The sequence below is a fragment of the Streptomyces sp. NBC_00045 genome, assembly GCF_045041095.1.
Lineage (GTDB): Bacteria > Actinomycetota > Actinomycetes > Streptomycetales > Streptomycetaceae > Streptomyces.
The window spans coordinates 5,314,626-5,339,299 of record NZ_CP108271.1 but is presented as its reverse complement, the minus strand read 5'-3'; the positions used below and the strand labels follow the sequence as shown (position 1 = coordinate 5,339,299).

Here is a 24,674-nt window from a genome sequence, read left to right as displayed (position 1 = left end):
TCTCGGCCACACGTGCCCGGGGTCCGTCAGGGGTGCGAAGCCACGGGGGCCGCAACCACGATGCCCCCTACCCGAACCAGGCTGGTTTCCCGCCATTCACAGCGGCGAAACCCGCCGTTCGGTGTGACCTACGTGACGTAAGTCCCGCCCGGTCTGCATCCAGCGGCCAGGGAGGCGTAGCCTTTATTCCCGCTGTCCATACCTTGTGAAGCGGAAGAGGGCGGTTGCCGCCGTGTCGCCACAGTCCCCCAGTAACCCGAGCACCACGACCGAAGCAGCAGAGGGCGGGAAGACCCCTGCCTCAGGCTTCGGTGCCAACGAGTGGCTCGTCGACGAGATCTATCAGCAGTACCTCCAGGACCCGAATTCGGTCGATCGGGCCTGGTGGGACTTCTTCGCCGACTACAAGCCGGGGGGCACTGCGTCTCCGGTGAAGCCGGACGAGTCCCGGAAGTCCCCGACGACGGACGGCGCCTCCGCACAGGCCGCCACCGCCGCCGCGACCCCGCAGGTCTCTGACGCCGCCGCCACGGGGGCGGCGAGCGCCGCGCCCTCTCCTGCCGCCGCGCCGACGCCTGTGCCAGCTCCTGCCCCTGCTCCTGCCACCCCCTCTGGTGCCCCTGCTGTGACTGTCACCTCCCAGGCCCAGGCCGCCGCACCGGCCGCCGCCGCCCCTCAGGCCCCGGCTCCGGCCGCAGCCCCCGTCGCCGCCCAGAAGGCCGCGCCCGCCACCGAGGCCCCCGCGGGCCCCGAGATGGTGACGCTCCGCGGCCCGGCGGCCGCCGTCGCGAAGAACATGAACGCCTCCCTCGACGTGCCGACGGCCACCTCCGTCCGCGCCGTCCCGGTGAAGCTGCTGTTCGACAACCGCATCGTCATCAACAACCACCTGAAGCGCGCCCGGGGCGGGAAGATCTCCTTCACGCACCTGATCGGCTACGCGATGGTGCAGGCCATCAAGGCCATGCCGTCGATGAACTACTCCTTCCAGGAGAAGGACGGCAAGCCGACCCTGGTCAAGCCGGAGCACGTGAACTTCGGCCTCGCGATCGACCTGGTGAAGCCCAACGGCGACCGCCAGCTCGTCGTCGCCGGCATCAAGAAGGCCGAGACCCTCAACTTCTTCGAGTTCTGGCAGGCGTACGAGGACATCGTCCGCCGCGCCCGCGTCGGCAAGCTGACGATGGACGACTTCACCGGCGTCACCGTCTCGCTGACCAACCCCGGCGGCCTGGGCACCGTCCACTCCGTGCCCCGCCTGATGCCCGGACAGTCCGTCATCATGGGCGTCGGCTCCATGGACTACCCGGCCGAGTTCCAGGGCACCTCCCAGGACACCCTGAACAAGCTGGGCATCTCCAAGGTCATGACCCTGACCTCGACCTACGACCACCGGGTCATCCAGGGCGCGGCCTCCGGCGAGTTCCTGCGCATCGTCGCGAACATGCTGCTCGGCGAGAACGGCTTCTACGACGACGTCTTCGAGGCCCTGCGCATCCCGTACGAGCCGGTCCGCTGGCTCCGGGACATCGACGCCTCGCACGACGACGACGTCACGAAGGCCGCCCGCGTCTTCGAGCTGATCCACTCCTACCGGGTCCGCGGCCACGTCATGGCCGACACCGACCCGCTGGAGTACAAGCAGCGCAAGCACCCCGACCTCGACATCACCGAGCACGGCCTCACCCTGTGGGACCTGGAGCGCGAGTTCGCGGTCGGCGGCTTCTCCGGCAAGTCGATGATGAAGCTCCGCGACATCCTCGGCGTGCTGCGCGACTCGTACTGCCGCACCACCGGCGTCGAGTTCATGCACATCCAGGACCCGAAGCAGCGCCGCTGGATCCAGGACCGCATCGAGCGCCCGCACTCCAAGCCGGAGCGCGAGGAGCAGCTGCGCATCCTGCGCCGCCTGAACGCGGCGGAGGCCTTCGAGACCTTCCTGCAGACGAAGTACGTCGGCCAGAAGCGCTTCTCCCTGGAGGGCGGCGAGTCCGTCATCCCGCTGCTCGACGCCGTCATCGACTCGGCCGCCGAGGCCCGCCTCGACGAGGTCGCGATCGGCATGGCCCACCGCGGCCGCCTGAACGTGCTCGCCAACATCGTCGGCAAGTCGTACGCGCAGATCTTCCGCGAGTTCGAGGGCAACCTCGACCCGAAGTCCATGCACGGCTCCGGCGACGTCAAGTACCACCTGGGCGCCGAAGGCACCTTCACGGGCCTGGACGGCGAGCAGATCAAGGTCTCGCTCGTCGCCAACCCCTCCCACCTGGAGGCCGTCGACCCGGTCCTGGAGGGCGTGGTCCGCGCCAAGCAGGACGTCATCAACAAGGGCGGCACGGACTTCACCGTCCTGCCCGTCGCCCTGCACGGTGACGCGGCCTTCGCCGGCCAGGGTGTCGTCGCCGAGACCCTGAACATGTCGCAGCTGCGCGGCTACCGCACCGGCGGCACCGTCCACGTCGTGATCAACAACCAGGTCGGCTTCACCGCCGCCCCGGAGTCCTCGCGTTCCTCGATGTACGCGACCGACGTGGCCCGCATGATCGAGGCGCCGATCTTCCACGTGAACGGCGACGACCCGGAGGCCGTGGTCCGCATCGCGCGGCTCGCCTTCGAGTTCCGCCAGGCGTTCAACAAGGACGTCGTCATCGACCTCATCTGCTACCGCCGCCGCGGTCACAACGAGTCGGACAACCCGGCGTTCACGCAGCCGCTGATGTACGACCTGATCGACAAGAAGCGCTCGGTGCGCAAGCTGTACACCGAGTCCCTCATCGGTCGCGGCGACATCACGCTGGAAGAGGCCGAGCAGGCGCTCCAGGACTTCCAGGGCCAGCTGGAGAAGGTCTTCGCCGAGGTCCGCGAGGCGTCCGCGCAGCCTGCCGGCGCCCCGGTGCCGCCGGCGCAGACCGCGCAGGAGTTCCCGGTCGCGGTGACCACGGCCATCTCGCAGGACGTCGTCAAGCGGATCGCCGAGTCCCAGGTCAACATCCCCGACCACGTCACCGTGCACCCGCGTCTGCTGCCGCAGCTGCAGCGCCGTGCCGCGATGATCGACGACGGCACCATCGACTGGGGCATGGGCGAGACCCTCGCCTTCGGCTCGCTGCTGATGGAGGGCACCCCGGTCCGACTGTCCGGCCAGGACTCCCGCCGCGGTACGTTCGGCCAGCGCCACGCGGTCCTCATCGACCGGGAGACCGGCGAGGACTACACCCCGCTGCAGTACCTGTCGGACGAGCAGGCCCGCTACAACGTCTACGACTCGCTGCTCTCCGAGTACGCGGCCATGGGCTTCGAGTACGGCTACTCGCTGGCCCGCCCGGACGCGCTGGTCCTCTGGGAGGCCCAGTTCGGTGACTTCGTCAACGGCGCGCAGACCGTCGTCGACGAGTTCATCTCCTCGGCCGAGCAGAAGTGGGGCCAGACGTCCGGCGTCACGCTGCTGCTGCCGCACGGCTACGAGGGCCAGGGCCCGGACCACTCGTCCGCCCGCCCGGAGCGCTTCCTCCAGATGTGCGCGCAGGACAACATGACGGTCGCCATGCCGACCCTGCCGTCGAACTACTTCCACCTGCTGCGCTGGCAGGTCCACAACCCGCACCACAAGCCGCTCATCGTCTTCACCCCGAAGTCGATGCTGCGTCTGAAGGCTGCGGCGTCGAAGGCGGAAGAGTTCACCAGCGGTTCCTTCCGTCCCGTCATCGGCGACACCACGGTCGACCCGAACGCGGTCCGCAAGGTCGTCTTCTGCGCGGGCAAGGTCTACTACGACCTGGAGGCCGAGCGGGAGAAGCGCGGCATCACGGACACCGCGATCATCCGCATCGAGCGGCTGTACCCGCTGGCGGGTGCCGAGATCCAGGCCGAGATCGCCAAGTTCCCGAACGCGGCGAAGTACATCTGGGCGCAGGAAGAGCCGGCGAACCAGGGTGCGTGGCCGTTCATCGCGCTGAACCTGATCGACCACCTCGACCTGGCGGTCGGCGCGGACGTCCCGGCGGGCGAGCGCCTGCGGCGCATCTCGCGCCCGCACGGCTCCTCCCCGGCGGTGGGCTCCGCGAAGCGCCACCAGGCGGAGCAGCAGCTCCTGCTGAACGAGGTCTTCGAGGCGTAGTCGCTGCGCTTGCTCGAACGACGGAAGGCCCGGCACCCCGAGGGGTGCCGGGCCTTCCGGCTGTGGCGGGGGGGGGCTCCGCTCCCGCCTCCCCCGCACCCGTTCGGGTGGGGCTCCGCCCCCCTCTCACCACCACCGCCAGGCGGTGGTTGCCCAGCCGCCCCACCGGATTGCCGGGCGGGGGTCGCGAGCAGCGGAATTCCGCTGAGCCGAGTCGGCCGGCGAGGGGCGGTGGCTTCGGGGGGGCGGCACCCGATCACCCGGGATCGGGGAGGGTTCGGGGGTTTCCCGTCAGTCCCATCGTCCTTCCCTTGACGGGCCGGCCCGTCAAGGGCGCTCCCTGCGGTCGCGTCGCTCCGCGATGGCCTCCGGCCACCCTTGACCGCCCGTCCCACCCCGGAAAGACAAGGACTGCCGGGAAGCCCCCAAAAGAACGGCACGGGTCAGCGCGCACTGAGCGGGGAGATCAGGGAGCGACTGCCCGGTTCCCCGGGCAGCGTCCGGCCAAGGCCCACCACCCCGGCCGGGCAGCGGCGGGGGCCCGGGCACCGGGCAGGCTTCCGCCCGGTGCCCATCGGCAGGTGTGTTCCGGGTCGGGGGCTGCTCTACCTGCACGAAACAGCGGCCGGCAGCCCCTCGGGAGCCACCGATCGCATCTGATCGCTACGCGCTCCTCACCGAAGGCGTCCGACGGCCGTCCGGGGCTGGGCATGGGCCGCCACGGATCGCTACGCGGCTGAGCGACCTGGCGGCGATCAGGTCTCAGTCGTGGAGCATGTCGCGCACGCGACGTTCCGGGAGGCGCCTGTTTCGGAGTCCACCATGACGGTCACCCCGGACCCGTGGGGGCACACTCGACGGGGTCGTTTCCCTGGCCGGCGCTCAACCCGGGTCGCGGCGAAGGTTGCCGCCACCCCATGGAACCGAGGGTCAATCCACCCCTGTGGACGAGACTCGTCAGGATCTTCGCTCACCACAACTCCCCGCTCGCAGAAAGCAGTCACTCGACTGTAGAGGAGCGGGCCCGGAGTTCGGGGTGGTGTCGCATGATCAGTACGTTCATGTCGCTGACGCGCGAGCGGTCACGGTCCACGTGGGCCTGGAAGCGGGCCAAGACGTGAGCGGCACACTCGGCGCAGGAGTCCGGGGGGACCGGCAGCCGGGGGAACAGGTCGGCGGCCTCCACTACACGGCCTCGATGTTGGCCACGGCCGTGGAGATCTCCCGGCCTGACGGACCTCGGACGTACGCCAGTACCACCCAGCGCTCACGGACCGGGTCATCGGAGACCTCCTCCCGGACCACAGCCATCAGTTCGCCCTCGACGCCGGACGCGATGTCACGGACCTGGCGGCGCAGAAGACGGTGGGGGACGGAAACGACGCGCCCCGAGTCGGCATCGGAGGCATCGCAGTGTTGCGACATCCAGACCACTCCTCTCTAGAGATGTATCCACTACAGCCGAAATGCGCTTCAGTCGTCAAGAGATCTCTAGAGATCTCAGCCGAAGGGGGGTGACCGCGCCGCTGCGTGCGGCGACCTACTGGTGGCCCTAGGGTGTCTAGAGAGGAGAAGGAGTGATCGGTTTCATGACCAGCCAGGGCAGCGCCCGCCGGCCGAAGTACCAGCGGATCGCTGATGCACTGAGGACCGCCATCCAGACGGGCGAGTACGGTCCGGGTGACCGTCTGCCCGGGGAGAACGACCTCATGGCCACGTACGAGGTCGCCCGGATGACCGCACGCCAGGCACTCGGAGTCCTGCAGAACGAAGGCATCGCGGAGGCACGGAAGGGTGCCGGCGTGTTCGTCCGGGCGTTCAAGCCCCTGCGGCGGCGTGGTATCCAGCGGTTGGCGCACGAGCAGTGGGGCTCAGGGCGCTCTATCTGGTCCGCCGACACCGAGGATCGGCAGCTGGTCGTCGATCAGATCGAAGTACGTGAGGAAGAGGCGAACAACCGGATCTCCGACGCCCTTGCCCTTCCCGCAGGGACCCGGGTGTGTGTACGTAGCCGCCGCTTCGTGCTTGAGGGCAAACCCGTGCTTCTCGCGACGTCGTTCCTGCCGTCGGACATCGTTGCGGACTCTGCTGTCACTCAGGTCGACACGGGACCCGGCGGTACGTACGCGCGATTGGCCGAGCTGGGGCATGAGCCCGTGCACTTCCGCGAGGAGATCCGGTGCCGCATGCCCTCAGCCGACGAAGCCGAACGGCTTTCGCTCGCTATGGGCACGCCGGTGATCCAGATCGTCCGTACCGCTTTCGCCGAAGGCGGGCGAGCCATCGAGGTCAACGAGATGACTTTGGACTCCGCCTCCTACGTCCTTGAGTACGACTTCGACGCCTGATCCGCTGTGGGTCGAACCACCGGGCAGGGCGCCCCTGCCTCCGGCGGGCTGCCGATCGCTGTCTCGTGCGGGCGCAATGGTCTGGCGTAGTCACCGGCTGCTGCACCACGTCATTGCTGCGCTCTCCCCGCAGTGCGGCTTCTTCGACCTCAGCGTCCACACGCTGTTGGATGGCGCCACGGTCTCGGCGCGCGGGCGCCGAGGCATGCGATCCGCCTCGCCGAGGCGTGAGAAGGAGAGACAGTGGCTGACGACCTGTCCGCGGTGGCGCGCTTCCTCTACGAAGCGGGCACGCTCAAGCACACCCGTCGTAGCGGCTGATGGATGGCCGGCGTCAACGACCCCGAGAGCGTCGCCGAGCACTCGTGGCGGACGTCTCTCATCGCGTCGGTCATCGCGAAGCTGGAGGGCGCCGACCCCGCGCGTGCCGCGTTCCTGGCCGTCTGGCACGACACCCAGGAGACCCGTACCGGGGACGTCAACCACCTCGGGAAGAAGTACGCGCCGGCCGGCGACCCGCAGGCCGTGACGGCCGACCAGACCGCGGGCATGCCCGACGTACTCGCGTCGGCGATTCGCGAGCTGGTCGCCGAGTACGAGGCGAAAGACTCACCCGAGGCGGTCTGCGCCCGCGACGCGGACAAGCTGGAGTGCATGCTCCAGGGCATCGAGTACAAGGCCCAGGGCTACGCGAACGCGCAGCGGTGGATCGACAACAGCCGGGCGCGGCTCACGACCGGGACAGGGCGGCGACTGGCCGACGAACTGCTCGCACAAGGACCGTTGGACTGGCTGCGTAACGCCCTCGGCGAGAAAGCCTGACACCATGGATGGCCATCCGCTCACGCACCCTTGGGGCTCTCAGCCCCGGACGGGCGTCAGACGCCGTCGACGAGGAGCGCGTAGCGATCTGACGCGACCGGTGGCTCCTGATGTGCTGCTGGTCGCTGTTTCGTGCAGGTAGAGCAGTCACCGACCCGGAGGATGCCTGCGTATGGGGCCCGGGGCCCCGACGCTGCCCGGCCGGGCGGTGGTGCTCGGCCGGATGCCGCCCCAGGAACCGGCAGATGCTCCCTGACCTCCCCGCTCCTTGCGCGCTGACCCGTGCCGTTCTGCCGGGAAACCCCGAACCCTCCCTGATCCGGGGTGATCGGATGCCGCCCCCGAACCAGTCGGCGCACGGGCTGACTTGGCCCGCCCAAATGCCGCTGTCTGCGACCCCGCCCGGTAACTCACCGAGTCCCGCCCGCCGCCGGTGGGAGGCGGGTGGGCAACCACCGTCCGGCTGTCGTGGCCCGGGGCGGCCGATGATCTTACCGATTTCTGACGCGCCCTCTTGGGACGTCCACAAGTCGCCTGCTGCCTCTAGCGTGTTCGTACATCCCCGAGTGCGATCGGTCGGCGCAAGCCGCACCCGATGACGGTTCGAATCCGGGGAAGCCCGAAATTTCGTGAGAAGGCGGAAAAATGACGGTCGAGACGCTTCCCCTCTGCGCTTACCCGGAGTGCACCAACCACCCCGAGGCGCCGACGCCCGGCAACCCCGAGCCCCGGTACTGCGCCCACCCCGACCACAACGCGCTGGGCGCGTTCCGCAAGTTCCGGGCCAAGCGGCAGCAGCGCAAGGACGAGAAGCGCCAGGCGGCCGAGGCCAAGAAGGCGGCCAGGACGGCGCCCGCCGCGGATGCCCTTCCCGTCGAGCGGACGAGGGAAGCCGCTGTGGAAGCCGCGATGTCGGGCATGGACGGATCCGACCCTCGCACCGACCTCGTGGCGCTCATCTCCCAGCTGTCCACGGACCTGCCGGGCTACATCGAGGAACTGGCCATCATCACGGACTCGGCCGCCGCCGAGGAGCGCATCCGGACCGTGACCCAGGCCGCGGCCCAGCGGACCCTGGACGCCGAACAGCGCACCGCGCTGGCGGAGGAGGCCGCGGACATGGCCGTCGCCCAACTGGACGTGGCCAAGCACCGGTTCGAGGAGGAGGCGGACAAGATCCGCCAGGAGGCCGCGCAGCAGGTGGCGGACGTGGCGTTCGTGCGGGCCGAGCTGGAGCGCTACCGCGAGCGGGTCGCCCAGTTGGAGGAGCGACTCGACGGCGTACGCGAGGAGGCGGACGCGGCCCGCCGGGAGCGCAGCGAGATCGCACGGCAGGCCGAACAGCACCGATGCGAGGTCTGACGACCGCCTCCGAACCGCCGAGATCATTCACCTCGGGGATTTACAGATCAATGCGCCGATTCGCCAGAGCTCCGCCGATGCGCCCGTCACGCACTCACAGACCAGTCCATTCACATATCGCAGCACGGAATTACCCAACTGGAGGAAACATGTCTCGAACCGTCAAGCGGAGCACCAGGCTGGCAACGGTCGCCGGAATGGTGGCGGCCGTCGGCGCGGGAATGCTCGTGACCGCGCCTGCGAGCCAGGCGGCGCCGGTCGCGGCCTTCCGCCTCAGCAACTTCTCGGCGACCATCGCGAACATCTGCGTCCACACGGACGTCGCGACGAAGTGCTCGGGAAACATAGCGGCAGGAAAGAGTGAGGTGTACAAGGTGGAGTACAAGGGGGCTGGCAACTGGTACTGCACTGCGACCGCGAAGGGGCTGACCGGCACCGCCAGCACTCCCTATTTCAGCCGGGCCAACGTAAAGGAATGCGCGGAGGTCGGCAACATTTTCGGTGCCAGCATCATGCTCAAGTGACCGTCACCGGGAGTTCTGAAATACCCCTTCGCCTCCTATTACGGCTGAGCGGTCCGGAGGACTCCGGCGCCGTCGTCACCTCGCACGACGGCTGAGGGTCCCGCCGGCGCCCGGTCTCGTGGACACCGCCACCACGCGACCGGGCGCCGGACGCCACGCGGGCGTGCCGCGTCCGCCACCTACGGCTGCGGCTCGAAGTCCCAGTAGGGGCGGGTTTGTTGTTTGGCCGAGACCGTGTGGACGTGTTGGGGGCCCAGGGTGCGGGTCAGGGCCTTGATGCCGGCGTCCTCGTGTTTCTGGGCCTCCTCGTCCTCGCGGACCGAGCGGAGGTCGGCCGCCAGGGCGATCTGGGCGCTCAGGGTCATCGGGTGGTCCGGGCCCAGGACCTGTTCGCAGCCGCGGAGGGTTTCGCGGCTCAGGTCCAGGGCATCTGCCAGGCGGCCCGTGATGTTGCGGTGGCCCGTGGCGTTCAGGGCGCAGCCCAGGGTCCACGGGTGGCGGTCGCCGACCGCGCCCCGCATGCCGACCAGGGCCTGTTCCGCCAGGTTGAGGGCCTCCACCCGTTCGCCCTGGGCGCGCAGGACGAGGCCGAGGTTGCCGACCGTGCCGATGCTGTACGGGTGGGCCAGCCCCAGCTGCGTCTGGTAGCCCCGTACGACCTCCTCCGAGATCCGGCGGGCCTCGCCGATGTCCCCGTACTCCCGCAGGTACGTCGCGTAGTCCGAGGCCACCATCAGCGTCCACGGGAACTCCGCGCCGAACACCCGCGTGGAGCGCTCCAGCACGCTGCGCAGCCGGGCACCGGCGCCCGGGATGTCCCCGGAGCGGCGCAGGCACATGCCGAGGTTGTGTTCGGCGCGCAGGGTCTGGGGGTGGTTGGGGCCGAGGACCTGGCTGTTGAGCTTGAGGCCCTGTTCCTGGCGGGCGAGGGCCTCGCGGTAGCGGCCCATCAGCCGCAGCCCCATCGCGCAGCCGATCCCGGAGGAGAGGGTGGCGATGTGCCGTACGCGCAGCACCCGCTCGCGGCGGCGCAGGGTGTCGAGGTCGGTGTCGTAGGCCTCCTGGTAGCGGCCCAGCAGCCGCAGCGCGACGGCGACGTTGTTCTCGGCGTTGAGGGTGGTGGAGTCGTCCTCGCCGAGCAGTTCGCGGTAGCGGGCGAAGGCGTGTTCCAGCAGTTCGCGGGCCCGGTCGAACTTGGCCGTGCTGAGCAGCACCCCGGCGTACGTGCTGGTGGCGCGCAGGGTTTCCAGGTCCCGGTCGCCGCGCTCGGCCAGCAGCCGGTCGGCGACCGATTTGGCGAGGGTCTCGGCGCGCTTGAAGTGGCCGAGCATCCGCAGGGCGCCGCCGTAGTGGTAGCTGAGCTCGCGGACCTGGTCGTGGTCGTCGCCGAGCATCGCGCGCCACACGGCGTCGGTCTGTTCGGCGAGCCGCAGGCAGGTGCGGTACTCCCCGGAGAGGATCAGGTAGCGCAGGCAGTGCAGCAGGAAGGTCTGGATCCGCGGGTTGCTGCTGGTCAGTACGCCGGCGGTCTCCAGGTGCGGGATCAGTTCGGCGTACCGGGGCCAGAGCCGCGAGTCGGAGGGCCGGCCCGGGTCCGCGGCGGCGAGGACCTGCCGGACGGCGCGGGAGAGCGGTTCGGCCTCCTCCTCGGAAAGGTTCTCGCGGACGATCCCGTGCACCATGCGGTGCAGTTGTACGGTCTCCAGCCCGCCGCCCTCCTCCACCGACAGGTCGGAGTATTCGAGGCGGACGACGGAGAACTGGACGAGCTTGTTGAGGGCGGCGTTCCACCTGATCTGGTCGTTGATCAGTCCGGCGAGCTGCTCGGGCACGTCGTCGGCGGGGAACTCGCGCAGCAGCCGCAGCGGGACCGGTCCGGGGGCGAAGAACACGAACAGTCGCAGCAGGGCGAGCGCGTCGGGGAAGTTCTCCCGGACGTTGTTGAGCAGTATCGCCAGGGCGGTGGGGAAGGGCAGCGGGTAGTCGTCGGAGACGGTGACGGCCTCCCGGGAGTCCAGTCTGCGCCGGAGCAGGGCCAGGTAGTCGCCCACCGTCAGCGGGGAGTCGGCGAGCCAGCCGGCGGTCTGGTCGAGGGCGAGGGGGTAGTCCTCCAGGGCCTCGGCGAGCAGGTCGGCCTCGTCGCCGGTGAGCCGGCGGGCCCGGCGGCGGATGAAGGTGACGGACTCGGGCCGGGCGTACAACGGGACTTCGAGGAGGCTGGTGTGCCGGGAGGCCCATTCGCGGTTGCGGGAGGTGATGATGACGTCGCCGGCGCCCGACGGCAGCAGGTCGGTGAGGTCGTCGGGGTTGTCGCAGCCGTCGAAGACCACCAGCCAGCGGCTGTACGGGGATCCGCGGCGCAGCGCCTCCAGAACGGCCCGGATCTGCTCGCCGTAGCTGCCGGCGCCGCGCGGCAGGCCCATCGCGGGAGCCAGGTCGGCGAGCCGCTCGCGCAGGGTGGGCCGGTCCTCGGCGGGGACCCACCACACCACGTCGTACTCGGAGGCGAAGCGGTACGCGTACTCGGTGGCGACCTGGGTCTTGCCCACCCCGGACAGTCCGAGCAGGGTGACGGTCGACGCGCCGGGCGGGGCGTCGGCGAGGGCGGCGCGCAGCCGGCCGATGACGTCGTTGCGGCCGGTGAAGCGGGGGTTGCGGCGCGGGACGCGGCCCCAGATCTCGGGCGGGTCGTTGGGGAAGCGGGGGCCGCGGCGGCCGGTCTCGGCGCCGATCCGGTCGGTGGGCAGTTCGAGCCGGCGCAGCACCCGGTACTCCGCCTCGTAGGCGTCCAGGCCCCACAGGTCGGTCTTCTCCAGCACGGCGACGGCGCTGGGCAGGGGCGCGTCGGTGAGGCAGACGGCCGCGAACCGCTCGGGGTGGTCGTCCGTGACGGTGCGCAGGGCGGTGTTCCACTCCTCGTCGGTGTGGGCGCCGGCGGAGAAGAAGCGCTCGCTGAGGATGAGCAGGACCCGGCTGCCGCTGCGGGCCAGGTCGTCGAGGGCCGGGGCGAGGCCGGGGCTGGACTGCGGGTCCCAGCGCGCGAGGGCGACCCGGTGGCCGTGCTCCTCCAGGCGGTGGGCGATCCACACGGCCCAGGGCCGGTTGAACCCGGCGAAGCTGATGACGAAGCGTTGCGGCTGCGCGGCTCCGTCGCGGTCTCGGTCCTGGCGAAGTCCGGTGGTCATGCGGCCGTCTCCCTGGCATCCGGGCGGTGGACGGGGTTGAAAAGGTACCGCAGCGGACGGCCCGTCAGCCCTGTGTGAACGAGGCGAGTTCGGGGTGCTGTGCGCACCAGGCGCGGCGTTCCCGGTCGACGGTGCGGCGGGCCGTGGCGTGCTGGTCGCCGGGCGGCGGCAGGTCGTCCATGGCCCGTTCGGCGGCCGCCATGGCCGCGATGAACTCCCGTCCTGCGGTGGTGAGTTGTGGATGCCGGTGGAGGGCGGGCAGAACGGCGGCGACCTGGGCGCGGATCCGGGCGTGCTGGGCCCAGGCGCCGCGGGCGCCGTAGAGGGCGGCGCGCTGCCAGTACCCGGCCAGGGCCAGATGGGCGTACGCGCCGTGCAGGAGTCCCTCCAACGGGCGGGGGTCGCTGCGCCAGGGGGCCCAGTGGCGGGGCGTGCGGTCGGCGGTGTGCAGGGTCAGGACGTCGGCGAGGGCGGTCAGCTTGCCGTGCTGGACCTCGTGGACGAGGGTGGCGGCCAGCGCGGGCGGGGCCTGGGTACGGGCGAGCACGGACCCGGCGGCCGCGGGCAGGGTGGCCCCGCTGGAACGGGAGCCGCCGCCGAGCGGGACGACGGAGCGCAGCAGCAGGCCGATCTCCTCGGCGCGGGCGGTGTCGTACCGGTCGAGGAGGGTGAGCGCCCCGGACCACTGGATGTCCCAGCGTTTGTGGCCCTTGGGGGTGAGCCGGCGGGCGGGGCGGACGGGCGCCGGGTGGGCGGGGCCGGGGGCGCGGTAAGGGTCGAGGTCATCGAGGGCGGTGCGGCCGCCGGGCAGGGTGTGCAGGGCGAGGGTGGTGGGGTCGTCGGGGTCCCAGGAGCCTTCGGTGAGGGCGAGCGGGCCGGACCGGGTGGGGCGCAGCAGCCCGAGGGTGGGCAGGACGAGTCGGCCGTGGACGGGCCGCAGGGTGGCCTTGAAGGTGATCTTGGAGCGCAGGGCCGCGGCGACGGCGAGGGCCCCGAGGTGGCCGAGGTCGGCCGGGGGCCCGTACGGGGCGTGCAGCCGGCGCAGGGTCTCCTCGGCCCACACCCCGGTGGCCGGGTAGTGCAGTACGTCGCGCACGGCCTCGGGGTCGTGCCGTTCGGCCTCCTCCAGCAGCGCCCAGTGGTCGGCGGCCTCCCCGCCCCGGCCCCCGGGGGCGGCGTCGAGGACCCCGCGCAGCAGGACGAGCCGCTTGGAGCGGCGGATGTCGCGGACCAGGGAGGTGCCGTCGACGGAGGGCTCGGTGGAGGCGAGGGCGCCCAGGGTGGCGGAGGTGACCGTGAAGCCGGTCAGGGAGTCGGTCATGAGGCGGCCGCCCGCCGGGGTGCCTGACCGGCGGACGTCGGTCCGGGCGGGCCGGCGCCCGGCTGCCCGGGGGCCGACTGCGCGGCGGCCGTGTGCAGTGCCGTGGCGATGTGGCGGATGAGGACCTGGAGGTCGGCGCAGTAGACGGAGGGCTGCCGGAAGCCCTCGCCGGCGCGGTAGCGGTGCGGGTAGTGGCCGCCGCCGCAGACCTCGACGAGCTCGCAGGTGCGGCAGCCGTCGGCGAGGGCCTCCCGGCCGAGCTGGCGGGCGACGAGCCCGGGGTGGTCGAGGAACGCGTCGAAGCCGTGGCTCTCCACGTTCAACCCGGTGGCGGCGGCGCCCTCGTAAGCGGACTTGAGCGAGTCGGCCTGCTCGATGCCGCCGTCGGTCTCGATCACGGCGGTGGCAGCGGGGGCGAGGCCGAGGGTTTCGGTGGCGGTGGGCAGTCCGAGCAGCAGGGCGACGATCTCCTCGAAGATCCGGATCCGGGTCCGCAGCACCGCGTCGTGCCACCACCGCTCGAAGACGGCGAGGAGCCAGTCGGCGTACGGGGTGCCGGGCGGGTGGTGGCCGGGCGGCGGGGTGTTCCAGTTGGCGAGCGGCAGCAGCAGCCCGATGACCGGCGGGGCGAAGTCGAGCAGGGACTCGTACGTCTCCACCGGGTCCTGGGCGAGGTCGACGACGCAGAGCACCCCGGCGTAGCTCTCCGGGTGCCGGGCGAGCAGGCGCAAGCCGCGAGCGGCGGCACCGAACCCCGGGCGCCCGGTGTGGTCCACGCGGCGCAGGTTGTGCGCGGGCAGTCCCCCGTCGAGGCTGACGCCGACGCGTATCCCGGCGGCGGCCAGCGCGGTGAGCCGGCCCCGGGTGAGCAGGGTGCCGTTGGTCTGGACGGTGGCGGTGACCCGGGTCCGCGGGGAGGTCCGGGCGAGGGCGGCCCGTACGGCGTCGACGGGGGCGGCCAGTTCGGCGGGGGCGGTGAGCAGGGGTTCGCCGCCGTGCAGGACGAGGTCGACGCGGGTCAGGCCGTGGGCGGCGGCGTGCTCGGCGATCCGCTCGGCGGCGCGGGCGACGGTGGCCGGGGACATGGCGGCGGGCTGCCCGCGCCAGCCCTGGTCGGCCATCTCGTAGACGTAGCAGTAGGTGCAGGCGAGGTTGCACCGGCTGCGCGTCTTGAACACGAACTGTCGTACGGGGTGGGGCCGGTGGCCTGCGGCGCGGAGCGCGGGCACGTCGAGGCGGGCGTACGGCCAGGGGGCGTGGATCCGATGGGAGGGCAGCACGACGTCGCTCGTGTCGGTCTGCCTCATCGTTCGTACCTCCCGCGCCGCGGACGGTGCATCCCTGCCCGGCGGACGGCACCGGCTAACGGCGGAAACGGGTCAACTGTGGCTGCTCTGCGTTGCCTTGGGAATGCGGTGCGTAAGGGGCCCGGGCCGGCGTGGGGTCAGGGCCAGGCTCAGGGTCAAGCCGGGGCCAGGCTCAGGCCCGGGCTCAGGGTCAGGCCCGGGCTCAGGGTCAGGCCCGGGCTCAGGGTCAGGCCCGGGCTCAGGCCCGGGATCCGGGTCAGGCCACGCCCGAGTCGAAGGCGTTGAGGATCTCGGCGGGATGGGTGACCCGCTCCACCATGCCTTCGATGACCCGGGCGAGCACGGGATGGTCGATCCCGCGCAGTGCGGCCAGATCGAACCCGGAGAGGTCCGGTAACTGCCCGGAACAGGGCCCGGGTGTCGCGGAGCCCCCCGTTTCCGCTTCCTGCTGCCGAGTCACCATGGGCTGCCCGTCCCCCTGTCGCGTCGCCTGTCCGATGGTCCACTTCCCCCGGGCCGGGGCGGCCAAGCCTGGGCGGGCCCGGCGGGCCCGTCACAGCCCCGCCTCCAGGGTGCGGACCCGGGACCGCAGGGCCTCCCGCCGCTCCGCGGCCGGCTCCCCGAGCCGCGTCCACAGCTCCACGGCCGAGCGGTAGGCGTCCAGCGCCGCCCGGGGCCGCGCCAGGCGTTCGAGCACCTCACCCCGCATCTCCTGCACCCGCGCCGCCAGTTCCACCGCCACGTCCCGCCGCTCCTCGCGGTCGGCGGCCAGCGCGGCCCGCCACGCCCGCCGGTAGGAGTCCGCCGCCCGGTCGAGCCGGTCCAGCGCCCGGGTGTGCGCGTGGATCTCCTGCTGGACGTCGCCGTGCTCCCGCCAGGCGCGGGCCTGCTCCAGCGGGCTGCGGCCCTGCCGGACGGCCAGCTCCAGCAGGTACTCCGCCTCCCTCAGGTCCACCACGTCCCCTTCGTACGCGTGCCGCAGCCGCAGCCCCTCCGCGAGCCGCACCAGCCGCTGCGCGGAGCGCGGGTCGGACTGCGGGACCGCCGCCCGGCTGTCGCGCAGCACCCGTACGGCCGTCGAGGTGAACCGCCGCCCGTCGGCGGCCCGCGCCCGGTCCAGGAGTACGTCGCCCCACTCGGGCAGCAGCTCCCCGTACGCCTCCCCGTCGCGGGGGATCAGCCGGCGGGCCCTGCCGTACGCCTCGGCCGCGTCCTCCAGGGCCGCCGGGTCCGCGTCCCGCCCGGACCGGGCCCGGTGCACCCGGGCCAGGCACACCAGGGCGGCCAGCCTGAGCTCCGGGTCGCCGGTGGCTTCCGCCAGGGCCAGGTCCAACTGCCCGGCCGCCTCCTCCAGCCGCCCGGGCAGGTACCGCAGGGCCGTGGCCAGCTCCACCCGCACGCGGGCGGCCGCCGCTCCCGACGGCTCGGCGGCCAGCCCGGCCGCCAGGTGCTCGGCGGCCTGACCGGCCAGGGCCGTGCGCTCCTGCGGGTCGAGGTTGCGGGGCAGCAGCGCGAGCAGGACCCGGCCGAGGGCGGGTCGCACCGCCGGGTCGCAGGACGGGTCGTCGGCCACCGCCTCCAGTGCGGAGCGCGCCTCGCGCAGCGCGCCCGTGTCCTCGCGGAGCTCGCCGAGGCGGACCAGGGTCTGGGCCCGCCGCACCACGCAGTCCAGCCGCAGCCGCGGGTCCATGTCCGGGTCGGGGACTCCGGCGACCGCCGCGAACTCCCGTTCCGCCGCGGCCAGCAGCTCCGCGTCGGGCTCGGCCGCCAGGGCCCGCTCGTACAGCACCCTGCCCAGTACGGCCCGGGCCGGCGGGGCGGCGAGCCCGCTCACCGCCCGCTCGGCCTCCGCCAGCAGTTCCGGGTCCCGCTGGCCGGCCCACAGGCGCAGCAGCACCGCGGCCAGCTCGCACTCCGCCTCGCCCGGCAGGTCCTCGGGTCCGGCGGGTACGACCACCGCGCGGCGCAGGACGGCGGCGGCCTCGTACAGTCCGCGCTGGCCGCCGTCGCCCCCCTGACGGTCCTGCGCGGCGAGCCGGTCGCGGGCCGTGCGCAGCGCCCAGGCCCGCCCGGGCGGGGGCGCCACGGGTTCGGCGGCGGCCGGGTCCCCGGCGGGCGGCCCGGGCAGGTAGCGCCGCACGACGCGTGCCGAGACCTCGGCGAAGGCCTGTGGGAGCCGGCCCGCGGGGACCCGCTCCTCACCGTCCTCCTCGACCACCGGGGCGCCGGTCAGCTGGGAGACGGCCAGCGCGGGGAAGTTGCGTACGCCCCGCCCGAAGTGCGCGAGCACGTATTCCGAGCAGTGCTTGAGCACCAGCGCGGCCTCGTCCCGGCCGAGCGGCCCCAGCAGGACGTCCTGGACGCCGGGCACGAACTCGTACCACTGCCCGGCGGCCTGGCCGCGCCGCAGCAGCCCGCTGAGCAGCACCTCCGCCAGGTCCGAGGGCTCCGAGTCCGGCAGCATCGTGCGCTGCACCAGTCGCATCACGGGGAGCGTCAGCGGCGCCGCCGACAGGTACACGGCGAGCTGTACGGCGCGCGGTGACGCGGAGGCGCGGAAGCGGCGCACCAGTTCGCGCGGCGGGCGGACGGCGCGCGGCGGCGGGAGGGGCGCGGCGGGGTGGTCGACGAGCACCCGGCCCACCTCGGCGGACACGGGCCCGGTGCCGAGCCCGGCGACGAGGCGGGCCCAGGCGCCGAGCGCGGTGGCGCTGGGCGGCAGGACGGGGACGGTAAGCCCGCCGGTGGGCCGCCCGGGGCGGGCCGGCCGGTCGGGCCGGAAGCGCAACCGGCCGGCGTTGCCCTCGGCGCGGGTGAGGGTGCCCCGCTCGGTCGGCAGCCAGCTGCGGCTCCACAGCCGCTGCGGCAGCGGCTGGACGACGACGCAGGGGGTGCACTCGGCCCACCGGTGCAGCAGCCGCTGGGCCTCGCCCTCGCGCCAGAGCGGCCCGGCGCAGTCGGAGACGACCATGGTCAGCGCCCGCCCGGTCGGGTCGCGCAGCTGGTCCCCGGAGCGCAGCCGGGTGCCGGCGCCGGGTCCGCGGCCGACGGCGGCCCGGCCGTCGGCGAGCCGGTGCAGGTAGTGCACCTGCACGTCCCGGAACGCGCCGAGGCGCTCGCACACGGACCGCAGTTCCTCGAACATGTCGTGCCAGACGGCCATCGACGGGGAGGCGTCCATCACCAGCCGCACGGTCGCCTCGCGCCGCGTTTCGGGCCGCAGTACGGGGATGACCAGCCCGAGGGCGCGGGCGCTGGCCTCGGCGGTGGCGGGCTCGTCGAGGACCAGGCGGGTGGGCGGGCCGGGCGGGCGGTGCCGCTGGAGGGCGCGCAGGGCCCGCTGGATCTCCAGGATGCGGGGCAGGGCGGCCGCTCCGGGCACCCGTACGGGCACGCCGGCGCCCGCGGGGAACTCGGCCGCCTCCTCGGTCACGGCGCCCAGCACCCGGGAGGCGTAGAGCCGGACCGGGTCCTCGGGCTCGGGTTCGGGCCGTACGGGTTCCTCCTCGGGCGGCGGCGTCCCGCCCGCGGTCCGCGGCTTCCGGGGCTGTGCCGTCAGGCCCCGGTCCGGGGCGGCGGGGCCGGGCGGGCCGATCCGCCCGGCCAGCCACAGCGCGTCGGCGAGTTCCTCGGCGGTGGGGTCGAGCCCGGCGGCGCGCAGCAGGGCGGCGAGGTCGCGCAGGGCGGCGGGGACGGGTGGCCGGTCGGGGGACACGGGCGCTCACCTCGGGCGGTCGAGGCGCTGGATGAGCAGGTCGGCGAGGTCCTCCCGGGTGGGTGGGGCGGCGTAGTGGGTGAGGTAGATGGCGTTCAGTAGCTGGTCGGCTGCGACGAGTTCGGACTGGGAGCGGCTGAGGAACTCGCGGATCAGGTCGGCGCCGAGCTGGGCGGCCTCTTCGCCGAGGTGTGCGCGGACCATGGTGGCGAGGCGTTTCTCGCCGGGCTGGCCGAGCTTGAGCTGGATGCAGCGGCGCAGCAGGGCGGCCGGGAAGTCCCGTTCGCCGTTGCTGGTCAGGATGATGAAGGGGAAGGCCCGGCAGCGGACCCGGCCGCCCCGGACGGTGACCTTGGCCCCGTCGTCGGTGAGCACCTGCACCTCGGGTTCGGTGTCGGCGACCCTTTCCAGTTCGGGCAGCGCGAACTCGCCCTCTTCCAGGACGTTCAGGAGGTCGTTGGGCAGGTCGATGTCGCTCTTGTCGAGCTCGTCGATGAGCAGGACGCGGGGCCGTTCGGTGGGCAGCAGGGCCGTCCCCAGCGGTCCGAGCCGGATGTACTTGCCGATGCCGGGGGCCTGGCCGGCGGTGCCGGGCGCTCCGCCGGGGGCGCCGCCGCTCGCGGCGATCTGCACGTCCTGGAGCCGGGCGATGGCGTCGTAGCGGTACAGGCCTTCTTGGAGCACGGTCCGCGAGACGACGGGCCAGCGCAGTACCCGGCCGAGTTTCAGCTCGTGCGCGACGGCGTGCGCGAGGGTGGACTTCCCGGTTCCGGGGTAGCCGGTCACGAGCAGCGGCCGGCGCAGGTACAGGGCCGCGTTGATGGCTTCCAGTTCCTCGGGCTCGGGCCGGTGCAGTTCGGCGGCCTGCCGGTGCGCGCCGAGGCGCCGCGCGACGTTGCCGTCGGCGGTGTCCGCCGGTCCCCCGGGTTCGCCGACGGGACCTCCGTCGAAGTCCCGCCACGGCGGCGGATCGGGCAGGGCCCCGATCCCGTCGTGGGGCTCGCCGACCCCCCGGTAGATGAGCCATTCCTCGTTCACGCCTGCTCCCTCCCCGTCCCGCCCGTCACAGGTCTCCCTGCAGCGGCTCGTCGTCGGGCAGCGCGCGGGCCGGGTCGTCCCATACGAGGGCCATCCCGTCGGCCCAGTACGCGTCGGGGTCGGCCCCGTGCGCGCGTGCCCGCAGTGCCTGGAGCCGGACCGGCAGCGGCGCTCCCCGCCCCGCCTCGGTCAGCTCCTCGCGCAGCCCGCGGTGGAACGGCGCGCAGTCGGCCGCCGGATCGGCCGGGGGCCGCCGGGTGACGGCCACTCCGTATCCGGCGTCGTGGACCGCGTACAGGGAGCCGCGGGTGGGCTCCGCGTCGGCGGCCCGGCAGTGCACGGGCACGGTGTTGTCGGGCAGTGCGTCGAGCCATTCCGGCGCCGGGGTCCGGGGGCGCCCGCGCGCGCAGTCGGCCCGTTCGTCGAGCACCGGCCCGGCCTGGACGCGTGTCCAGCGGTCGGCCCGGCGGTGGACGTCCTCCTCGTCGGGCGGGGTGTCTGCGCTACCGGCCGGGTAGCGGAACACCACCGGCCGCTGGGCGCCCAGCGGGACCCGGCCCGCCACCGTCCAGGTGTCCACGGGCAGGCCGAACAGTTCGGGCGCCACGGCGACTTCGAGGAGGGCGGCGGCCTCGTGGGTGTCGCAGCGCCGGAAGGCCTCGGCGAGGGGGGCCCGCAGCACCTCCGCGAGACCCGCGCGGGTGACCCGTACGCCCGAGTCCACCGGGGTCACCCGGCCCGGGTGGGCGGGCCCGTAGAGCACCGAGACGCGCCAGTCGTAGACGTCTTCCCAGCCGTGCGCCCACGCCTCCAGCAGCACCGAAGGCCCCTGGGGCAGCCCGCCGGGCGGCCGGGCGTGCCCGTTCGGGTGCCGGTCGGCGCGGGCGCGCCGGCGCCGGTCGCGCTGCGCGAGGCCCTGATCGCGCCGCTCGCCCAACTCGCGGCGCAGGGGCCGCCAGAGCCGTTCGGCCGTGGTCCGCACCCAGTCCCACAGCTCCTCGTCGGAGCCCGGGGCGGGGGGCTCGCGGTGGTCGGCGACGCTGACGTCGGTCGCGTACCGGAGCATCACGGCGGCCTCGCCGGTGCCGCCCGGCGGGTCGTGGAGCATGCCGAGTCCGTCGCGCCAGCTGAGCGGAGCCGGCAGGCCCGGGTCCGGTTCTTCGCCGCGGGCCGCCTCGACCAGGGCGCGGACGTCCTCCGAGGAGCGCGGCGGGGGCAGTTCGGCGAGCAGCCCGCACAGGGTGGTGAGCTCGGCGGGGGTGAGTCGTCTGCGGCCCTCGTACGGGTCGCCGCCGGTCGGGAGTTCGTCGTGCACGTCGGTCCAGGTGCGGCTGCTGCCCAGATCGCTCAGGTGCTGGTCGTAGTGGTACAGGTCGTGGGCCTGCATGACGCGGCGGTAGAGCCCGACCTGGCCGGTGGCGGCCAGCGGCAGGGTGCGTAACTGCACGACGGAGACGGCGATTCCGCCGCCTCCGGTGTGCCGGCGGGCCTTGACGACGCCGATGACCTCGCCGCGGGCCAGGTCGACGACCGGGCCGCCGGACATGCCCGGCTCGATCTCATCGTCGCTGCCCAGGCGCAGGGCGGCGCCTGCGCCGGCGGTGCCGCGCAGCCGGGTGGTGCGGCCGGTGATCTCGGGGGCGCCGAGGTCCTCGGTGCAGCCGAAGTAGGCGACCTCGTCGAGGCGTGGTCTACCGCGGTCGGTGAGCCGTACGCAGGCGTGCGTGATCGGTGCGAGGACCCGGACCAGTGCCAGGTCGGGCAGGTCCCACAGGGCGTGCCGGGCGGGCCGGCGCTCCTCCAGCCGCTCGGGCAGGACGCACTCGACGCGGCCGGTGACAGTTCCGGTGGCGCCGTCGGCGCCGGAGGAGAAGGTGATGCCGAGCTCACGCCCCACGAGACGCACCGCTGCACCCCCTTCACCGACGACGTGCGCGCACGTCAGGACCCAGCCCGGGGCGATGAAGAAGCCACTCCCCCAGGTGGGACCGGTCCCACCGGGTGCATACCCGTCCGGGGCCGCGTGGACGCGCACGGTGGCCGCCCGGACGAGGGGTTCGAGGAGCTCGAAGGCGCGCGCACTGCCGCCCGTGCGCCCGTCCGGCATCCCCTGCCCCCTCAGGTGTTGGGCAGTCCAGGCTAGCGCCGGGTCCCGCAGGGCGGGAGGTCTCGGCGGGTATGCGGATTATCCTGGCGGGAAACGTCCCCCTGCACACCATCATCACGGCACGGAGCCCGTCTTGTACTTCACCGATCGCGGCATCGAGGAGCTGGAGAAGCGGCGCGGCGAGGAGGAGGTCACTTTCGAGTGGCTCGCCGAGCAGCTGCGCACCTTCGTCGACCTGAACCCGGACTTCGAGGTCCCGGTGGAACGCCTGGCCACGTGGCTCGCGCGGCTGGACGACGAGGACGACGAGGACGAATAGTCCACGCGGGACGCACTGTCCCCGAGCACGGCGAAGGGGCCCGACCATGACGGTCGGGCCCCTTCGCCGTGCTCGGGGAGGGCCTGGATCAGGCGGCCTTGGTCTCCCAGAAGATGCGGTCGATCTCGGCGATGAGCTCAAGGGCCTTCTGGCCGGTCGCCGGGTCGTTCGACGCCTTGGCGGCCGAGAGGGCCTTCAGGGTGTCGTTGACCAGGGTGTGCAGCTGCGGGTACTTCTCGAAGTGCGGGGGCTTGAAGTAGTCGCTCCACAGCACCGACACGTGGTGCTTGGCGAGCTCGGCGCGCTGCTCCTTGATGGTGATGGCGCGCGCGCGGAAGTCGGCGTCCTCGTTGGCCTGGTACTTCTCCTGGACGGCCTTGACGGACTCGGCCTCGATGCGGGCCTGGGCAGGGTCGTACACGCCGCACGGAAGATCGCAGTGGGCGGAGACCTTCGCCTTGGGGGCGAAGAGGCGGGAAAGCATGGAGTTTGTCCTCCTCGTGATCGTCTTCTCAAGAGGGGAGATTACTCCGTGGGAAGGGGGTTTTCGCGAGCGGCCCCGGGGGCTTAGGACAAAAGTCCAGGGTGGCGTGCGGACCGGTGAGTGAATGTACGGGAGTGTGCGGCACCATGCGCAGTGGGGCGAGAGCGGGCGAGGAGGTCGCGCATGGCGGAGAGGAGGCACTCGCGGATGGCGTTCGAGGTGCTGGAGGTGGCGGGGCCCTCGATGGTGCCGACGCTGCTGCACGGGGACCGGCTGGTGGTCCGGTACGGGGCCGCCGTGCGCCCGGGTGACGTGGTGGTGCTGCGGCACCCCTTCCAGCAGGACCTGCTGGTGGTCAAGCGGGCGGTGGAGCGGCGGCCGGGCGGCTGGTGGGTGCTCGGGGACAACCCGTACAACGAGACCGGCGACAGCACCGACTACGGCACGGTGCCCGAGGAGCTGGTGCTGGCGACGGCGGTGCTGCGGTTCAGGCCGCGCGCGGCGGATCAGAGTTCGCTGAGGGCGCGGGCGTCCTGGGCGGTGTCGGCGTTGCGTCCGCTCTGGCCGGACGCCTCGGCTTCCAGCCGTTTGCGGGCCCGGTAGGCGGCCACGTTGGCGCGGGTGGCGCAGCGGTCGGAGCAGTAGCGCCGGGAGCGGTTGGTGGAGGTGTCGAGGTAGGCGTTGCGGCAGGGCGCGGCCTGGCACAGACCGAGGCGGTCGGGGCCGTGCTCGGTGAGGTGGAAGGCCAGGCCGAAGGACGCGATCGCCGCGTAGCCGGCGGAGGCGTTCGAGGGGTGGTCGGCGAGGTGGATGTGCCAGTTCGGGTGGCCCTCGTCGTCGAGGTACTCGTGGCCGGAGACCTGCGGGCTGACCGGGAACTCCATGAGCAGGGAGTTCAGCAGGTCGACCGCGAGGACGTGGTCGCCGCCGTCGGCGGCCTCGAAGACGGCGCGCAGCCGGCCGCGGACGTTGCGGAAGCGGGTGACGTCGGCGTCGGTGGCCCGGCGGGCGGCCTGGACCCCGGTGCCGAAGAGGCCGCGGACGGCGTCCACCGAGGTCAGCGAATCCTTGTTGCGGGCCGGCTCCTCGGTGTTGACCAGGCGCACGGCATAGTCCGAGTAATGGGCCAGTTCCACTTGTAGTCCTTACGGCTGCGGATTAGTGTCTCAGGTAACGGCTGAGATGTATTCGAGGGTATTACGGCTGGAGGGTGGACGATGGTGCGGACCACGACCGACTGGCAGGTCTGGCAGGAGAGCTGGGACCGGCAGCAGGAGTGGTACATGCCCGACCGCGAGGAGCGGTTCCGGGTGATGCTGGACATGGTCGAGGCACTGGTGGGCCCCGCCCCCCGGGTCCTCGACCTGGCGTGCGGTACGGGAAGTATTACGGACCGCGTCCTCAAGCGGTTCCCGGAATCCACCAGCACGGGCGTCGATCTCGACCCGGCGCTGTTGACCATCGCCCGGGGCCACTTCGACGGCGACGGGCGCGTCACCTTCGTCACCGCCGACCTCAAGGACCCCGACTGGACCTCGGCGCTCCCGTACGACACGTACGACGCCGTCCTCACCGCCACCGCCCTGCACTGGCTGCACAGCCCGCGGCTCGCCGTGCTGTACGGGCAGCTCGCCCCGCTGGTGCGCCCCGGCGGGGTCTTCATGAACGCCGACCACATGCCCGACCCGGCGACCCCGGGGATCAACGCCGCCGAGCGCGCCCACCGGCACGCCGGGATGGACCGGGCCCGCGCGGCCGGCGCGCTGGACTGGGCCGACTGGTGGGCCCTCGCGGCCGCCGACCCGGTGCTCGCCGAACCGACGAAGCGCCGCTTCGAGATCTACGGCGAGCACGCCGACGGGGACACCCCCGACGACGCCTGGCACGCCCGGACCCTGCGCGAGGCGGGCTTCTCGGAGGCCCGGACGATCTGGCGCTCGCCCTCCGACGGGCTGGTCCTAGGCCTGAAGTAGGACGGGAACAGCGCCCTTGTAGGAAAGTGAGAACTTCAGAACGTGGAGGGGG

Annotated in this window: 17 protein-coding genes and 1 pseudogene; 8 read left to right on the top strand and 10 right to left on the bottom strand. The window is 72.7% G+C overall.

Annotated features, from left to right (window positions below; all coding sequences use genetic code 11):
• Nucleotides 1-232: 232 nt before the first annotated feature.
• On the top strand, nucleotides 233-4,117 hold the full coding sequence (locus OHA65_RS25165; protein ID WP_327285384.1) for a multifunctional oxoglutarate decarboxylase/oxoglutarate dehydrogenase thiamine pyrophosphate-binding subunit/dihydrolipoyllysine-residue succinyltransferase subunit: 3,885 nt from the start codon (nucleotides 233-235) through the stop codon (nucleotides 4,115-4,117).
• 1,185 nt (nucleotides 4,118-5,302) lie between these two features.
• On the opposite strand, the gene OHA65_RS25160 is transcribed toward OHA65_RS25165, so the two are convergent.
• A complete protein-coding gene (locus OHA65_RS25160; RefSeq protein WP_328763652.1) occupies nucleotides 5,303-5,542 on the bottom strand; it encodes a hypothetical protein in 240 nt (79 codons plus the stop codon).
• 164 nt (nucleotides 5,543-5,706) lie between these two features.
• Between OHA65_RS25160 and OHA65_RS25155 the strand changes: the two genes are divergently transcribed.
• The 4 genes and pseudogenes from OHA65_RS25155 to OHA65_RS25140 all read left to right on the top strand — a co-directional run bounded on the left by OHA65_RS25155 (nucleotide 5,707) and on the right by OHA65_RS25140 (nucleotide 9,173).
• Nucleotides 5,707-6,465: a GntR family transcriptional regulator gene (locus OHA65_RS25155; protein ID WP_327285382.1), complete on the top strand. Its 759-nt coding sequence runs from the start codon at nucleotides 5,707-5,709 to the stop codon at nucleotides 6,463-6,465.
• 243 nt (nucleotides 6,466-6,708) lie between these two features.
• A pseudogene (locus tag OHA65_RS25150) lies at nucleotides 6,709-7,287 on the top strand (HD family hydrolase).
• 645 nt (nucleotides 7,288-7,932) lie between these two features.
• The gene (locus OHA65_RS25145) at nucleotides 7,933-8,649 is read left to right on the top strand and encodes a hypothetical protein (protein ID WP_405762462.1); all 717 of its coding nucleotides are present in this window, start codon (nucleotides 7,933-7,935) and stop codon (nucleotides 8,647-8,649) included.
• A gap of 149 nt (nucleotides 8,650-8,798) precedes the next feature.
• Nucleotides 8,799-9,173: a hypothetical protein gene (locus tag OHA65_RS25140; RefSeq protein WP_266625558.1), complete on the top strand. Its 375-nt coding sequence runs from the start codon at nucleotides 8,799-8,801 to the stop codon at nucleotides 9,171-9,173.
• A gap of 179 nt (nucleotides 9,174-9,352) precedes the next feature.
• On the opposite strand, the gene fxsT is transcribed toward OHA65_RS25140, so the two are convergent.
• The 7 genes from fxsT to OHA65_RS25105 form a co-directional block, all read right to left on the bottom strand.
• The gene (fxsT, locus tag OHA65_RS25135; RefSeq protein ID WP_328763649.1) at nucleotides 9,353-12,358 is read right to left on the bottom strand and encodes an FxSxx-COOH system tetratricopeptide repeat protein; all 3,006 of its coding nucleotides are present in this window, start codon (nucleotides 12,356-12,358) and stop codon (nucleotides 9,353-9,355) included.
• Nucleotides 12,359-12,422: 64 nt separating this feature from the next.
• Nucleotides 12,423-13,679: an HEXXH motif domain-containing protein gene (locus OHA65_RS25130; RefSeq protein ID WP_405762461.1), complete on the bottom strand. Its 1,257-nt coding sequence runs from the start codon at nucleotides 13,677-13,679 to the stop codon at nucleotides 12,423-12,425.
• Nucleotides 13,676-14,986, bottom strand: a complete 1,311-nt coding sequence (locus OHA65_RS25125; protein ID WP_327285376.1) for an FxsB family cyclophane-forming radical SAM/SPASM peptide maturase — start codon at nucleotides 14,984-14,986, stop codon at nucleotides 13,676-13,678. Before OHA65_RS25125 ends, OHA65_RS25130 begins: the two co-directional genes overlap by 4 nt.
• 256 nt (nucleotides 14,987-15,242) lie before the next feature.
• The gene (gene fxsA, locus OHA65_RS25120; RefSeq protein WP_327285375.1) at nucleotides 15,243-15,449 is read right to left on the bottom strand and encodes an FxSxx-COOH cyclophane-containing RiPP peptide; all 207 of its coding nucleotides are present in this window, start codon (nucleotides 15,447-15,449) and stop codon (nucleotides 15,243-15,245) included.
• A 90-nt stretch (nucleotides 15,450-15,539) separates the two neighbouring features.
• On the bottom strand, nucleotides 15,540-18,701 hold the full coding sequence (locus OHA65_RS25115; RefSeq protein ID WP_405762459.1) for an SAV_2336 N-terminal domain-related protein: 3,162 nt from the start codon (nucleotides 18,699-18,701) through the stop codon (nucleotides 15,540-15,542).
• Between the two features lie 6 nt (nucleotides 18,702-18,707).
• On the bottom strand, nucleotides 18,708-19,739 hold the full coding sequence (locus OHA65_RS25110) for a MoxR family ATPase (RefSeq protein WP_327285373.1): 1,032 nt from the start codon (nucleotides 19,737-19,739) through the stop codon (nucleotides 18,708-18,710).
• Between the two features lie 25 nt (nucleotides 19,740-19,764).
• Complete coding sequence (locus tag OHA65_RS25105; RefSeq protein ID WP_327285372.1) at nucleotides 19,765-21,846, bottom strand: trypsin-like peptidase domain-containing protein; 2,082 nt, start codon at nucleotides 21,844-21,846, stop codon at nucleotides 19,765-19,767.
• Nucleotides 21,847-21,979: 133 nt separating this feature from the next.
• On the opposite strand from OHA65_RS25105, the gene OHA65_RS25100 reads away from it, so the two are divergent.
• Nucleotides 21,980-22,165, top strand: a complete 186-nt coding sequence (locus OHA65_RS25100) for a DUF6104 family protein (RefSeq protein ID WP_010061466.1) — start codon at nucleotides 21,980-21,982, stop codon at nucleotides 22,163-22,165.
• An 88-nt stretch (nucleotides 22,166-22,253) separates the two neighbouring features.
• Here the strand turns inward: OHA65_RS25100 and sodN are convergent, their stop codons facing one another.
• Nucleotides 22,254-22,649 carry a superoxide dismutase, Ni gene (gene sodN / locus OHA65_RS25095; RefSeq protein ID WP_008741558.1) on the bottom strand — a complete coding sequence of 132 codons (396 nt, stop codon included), beginning with the start codon at nucleotides 22,647-22,649 and terminating at the stop codon, nucleotides 22,254-22,256.
• A gap of 183 nt (nucleotides 22,650-22,832) precedes the next feature.
• Here sodN and sodX point away from each other — a divergent pair, with 183 nt between their 5' ends.
• Complete coding sequence (sodX, locus tag OHA65_RS25090; protein WP_327285371.1) at nucleotides 22,833-23,252, top strand: nickel-type superoxide dismutase maturation protease; 420 nt, start codon at nucleotides 22,833-22,835, stop codon at nucleotides 23,250-23,252.
• On the opposite strand, the gene OHA65_RS25085 is transcribed toward sodX, so the two are convergent.
• Complete coding sequence (locus OHA65_RS25085) at nucleotides 23,156-23,785, bottom strand: CGNR zinc finger domain-containing protein (protein WP_405762457.1); 630 nt, start codon at nucleotides 23,783-23,785, stop codon at nucleotides 23,156-23,158. The genes sodX and OHA65_RS25085 overlap by 97 nt on opposite strands.
• A gap of 81 nt (nucleotides 23,786-23,866) precedes the next feature.
• Here OHA65_RS25085 and OHA65_RS25080 point away from each other — a divergent pair, with 81 nt between their 5' ends.
• The gene (locus OHA65_RS25080) at nucleotides 23,867-24,622 is read left to right on the top strand and encodes a class I SAM-dependent methyltransferase (protein WP_327285369.1); all 756 of its coding nucleotides are present in this window, start codon (nucleotides 23,867-23,869) and stop codon (nucleotides 24,620-24,622) included.
• Nucleotides 24,623-24,674 lie beyond the last annotated feature (52 nt).

What these genes read in the sequence shown, in the direction of transcription:
- OHA65_RS25160 (WP_328763652.1), bottom strand. Translation starts at nt 5,542, where the DNA reads ATGTCGCAACACTGCGATGCCTCCGATGCCGACTCGGGGCGCGTCGTT.
- OHA65_RS25155 (WP_327285382.1), top strand. Translation starts at nt 5,707, where the DNA reads ATGACCAGCCAGGGCAGCGCCCGCCGGCCGAAGTACCAGCGGATCGCT.
- OHA65_RS25145 (WP_405762462.1), top strand. Translation starts at nt 7,933, where the DNA reads ATGACGGTCGAGACGCTTCCCCTCTGCGCTTACCCGGAGTGCACCAAC.
- OHA65_RS25140 (WP_266625558.1), top strand. Translation starts at nt 8,799, where the DNA reads ATGTCTCGAACCGTCAAGCGGAGCACCAGGCTGGCAACGGTCGCCGGA.
- fxsT (WP_328763649.1), bottom strand. Translation starts at nt 12,358, where the DNA reads ATGACCACCGGACTTCGCCAGGACCGAGACCGCGACGGAGCCGCGCAG.
- OHA65_RS25130 (WP_405762461.1), bottom strand. Translation starts at nt 13,679, where the DNA reads ATGACCGACTCCCTGACCGGCTTCACGGTCACCTCCGCCACCCTGGGC.
- OHA65_RS25125 (WP_327285376.1), bottom strand. Translation starts at nt 14,986, where the DNA reads ATGAGGCAGACCGACACGAGCGACGTCGTGCTGCCCTCCCATCGGATC.
- fxsA (WP_327285375.1), bottom strand. Translation starts at nt 15,449, where the DNA reads ATGGTGACTCGGCAGCAGGAAGCGGAAACGGGGGGCTCCGCGACACCC.
- OHA65_RS25105 (WP_327285372.1), bottom strand. Translation starts at nt 21,846, where the DNA reads ATGCCGGACGGGCGCACGGGCGGCAGTGCGCGCGCCTTCGAGCTCCTC.
- sodN (WP_008741558.1), bottom strand. Translation starts at nt 22,649, where the DNA reads ATGCTTTCCCGCCTCTTCGCCCCCAAGGCGAAGGTCTCCGCCCACTGC.
- sodX (WP_327285371.1), top strand. Translation starts at nt 22,833, where the DNA reads ATGGCGGAGAGGAGGCACTCGCGGATGGCGTTCGAGGTGCTGGAGGTG.
- OHA65_RS25080 (WP_327285369.1), top strand. Translation starts at nt 23,867, where the DNA reads ATGGTGCGGACCACGACCGACTGGCAGGTCTGGCAGGAGAGCTGGGAC.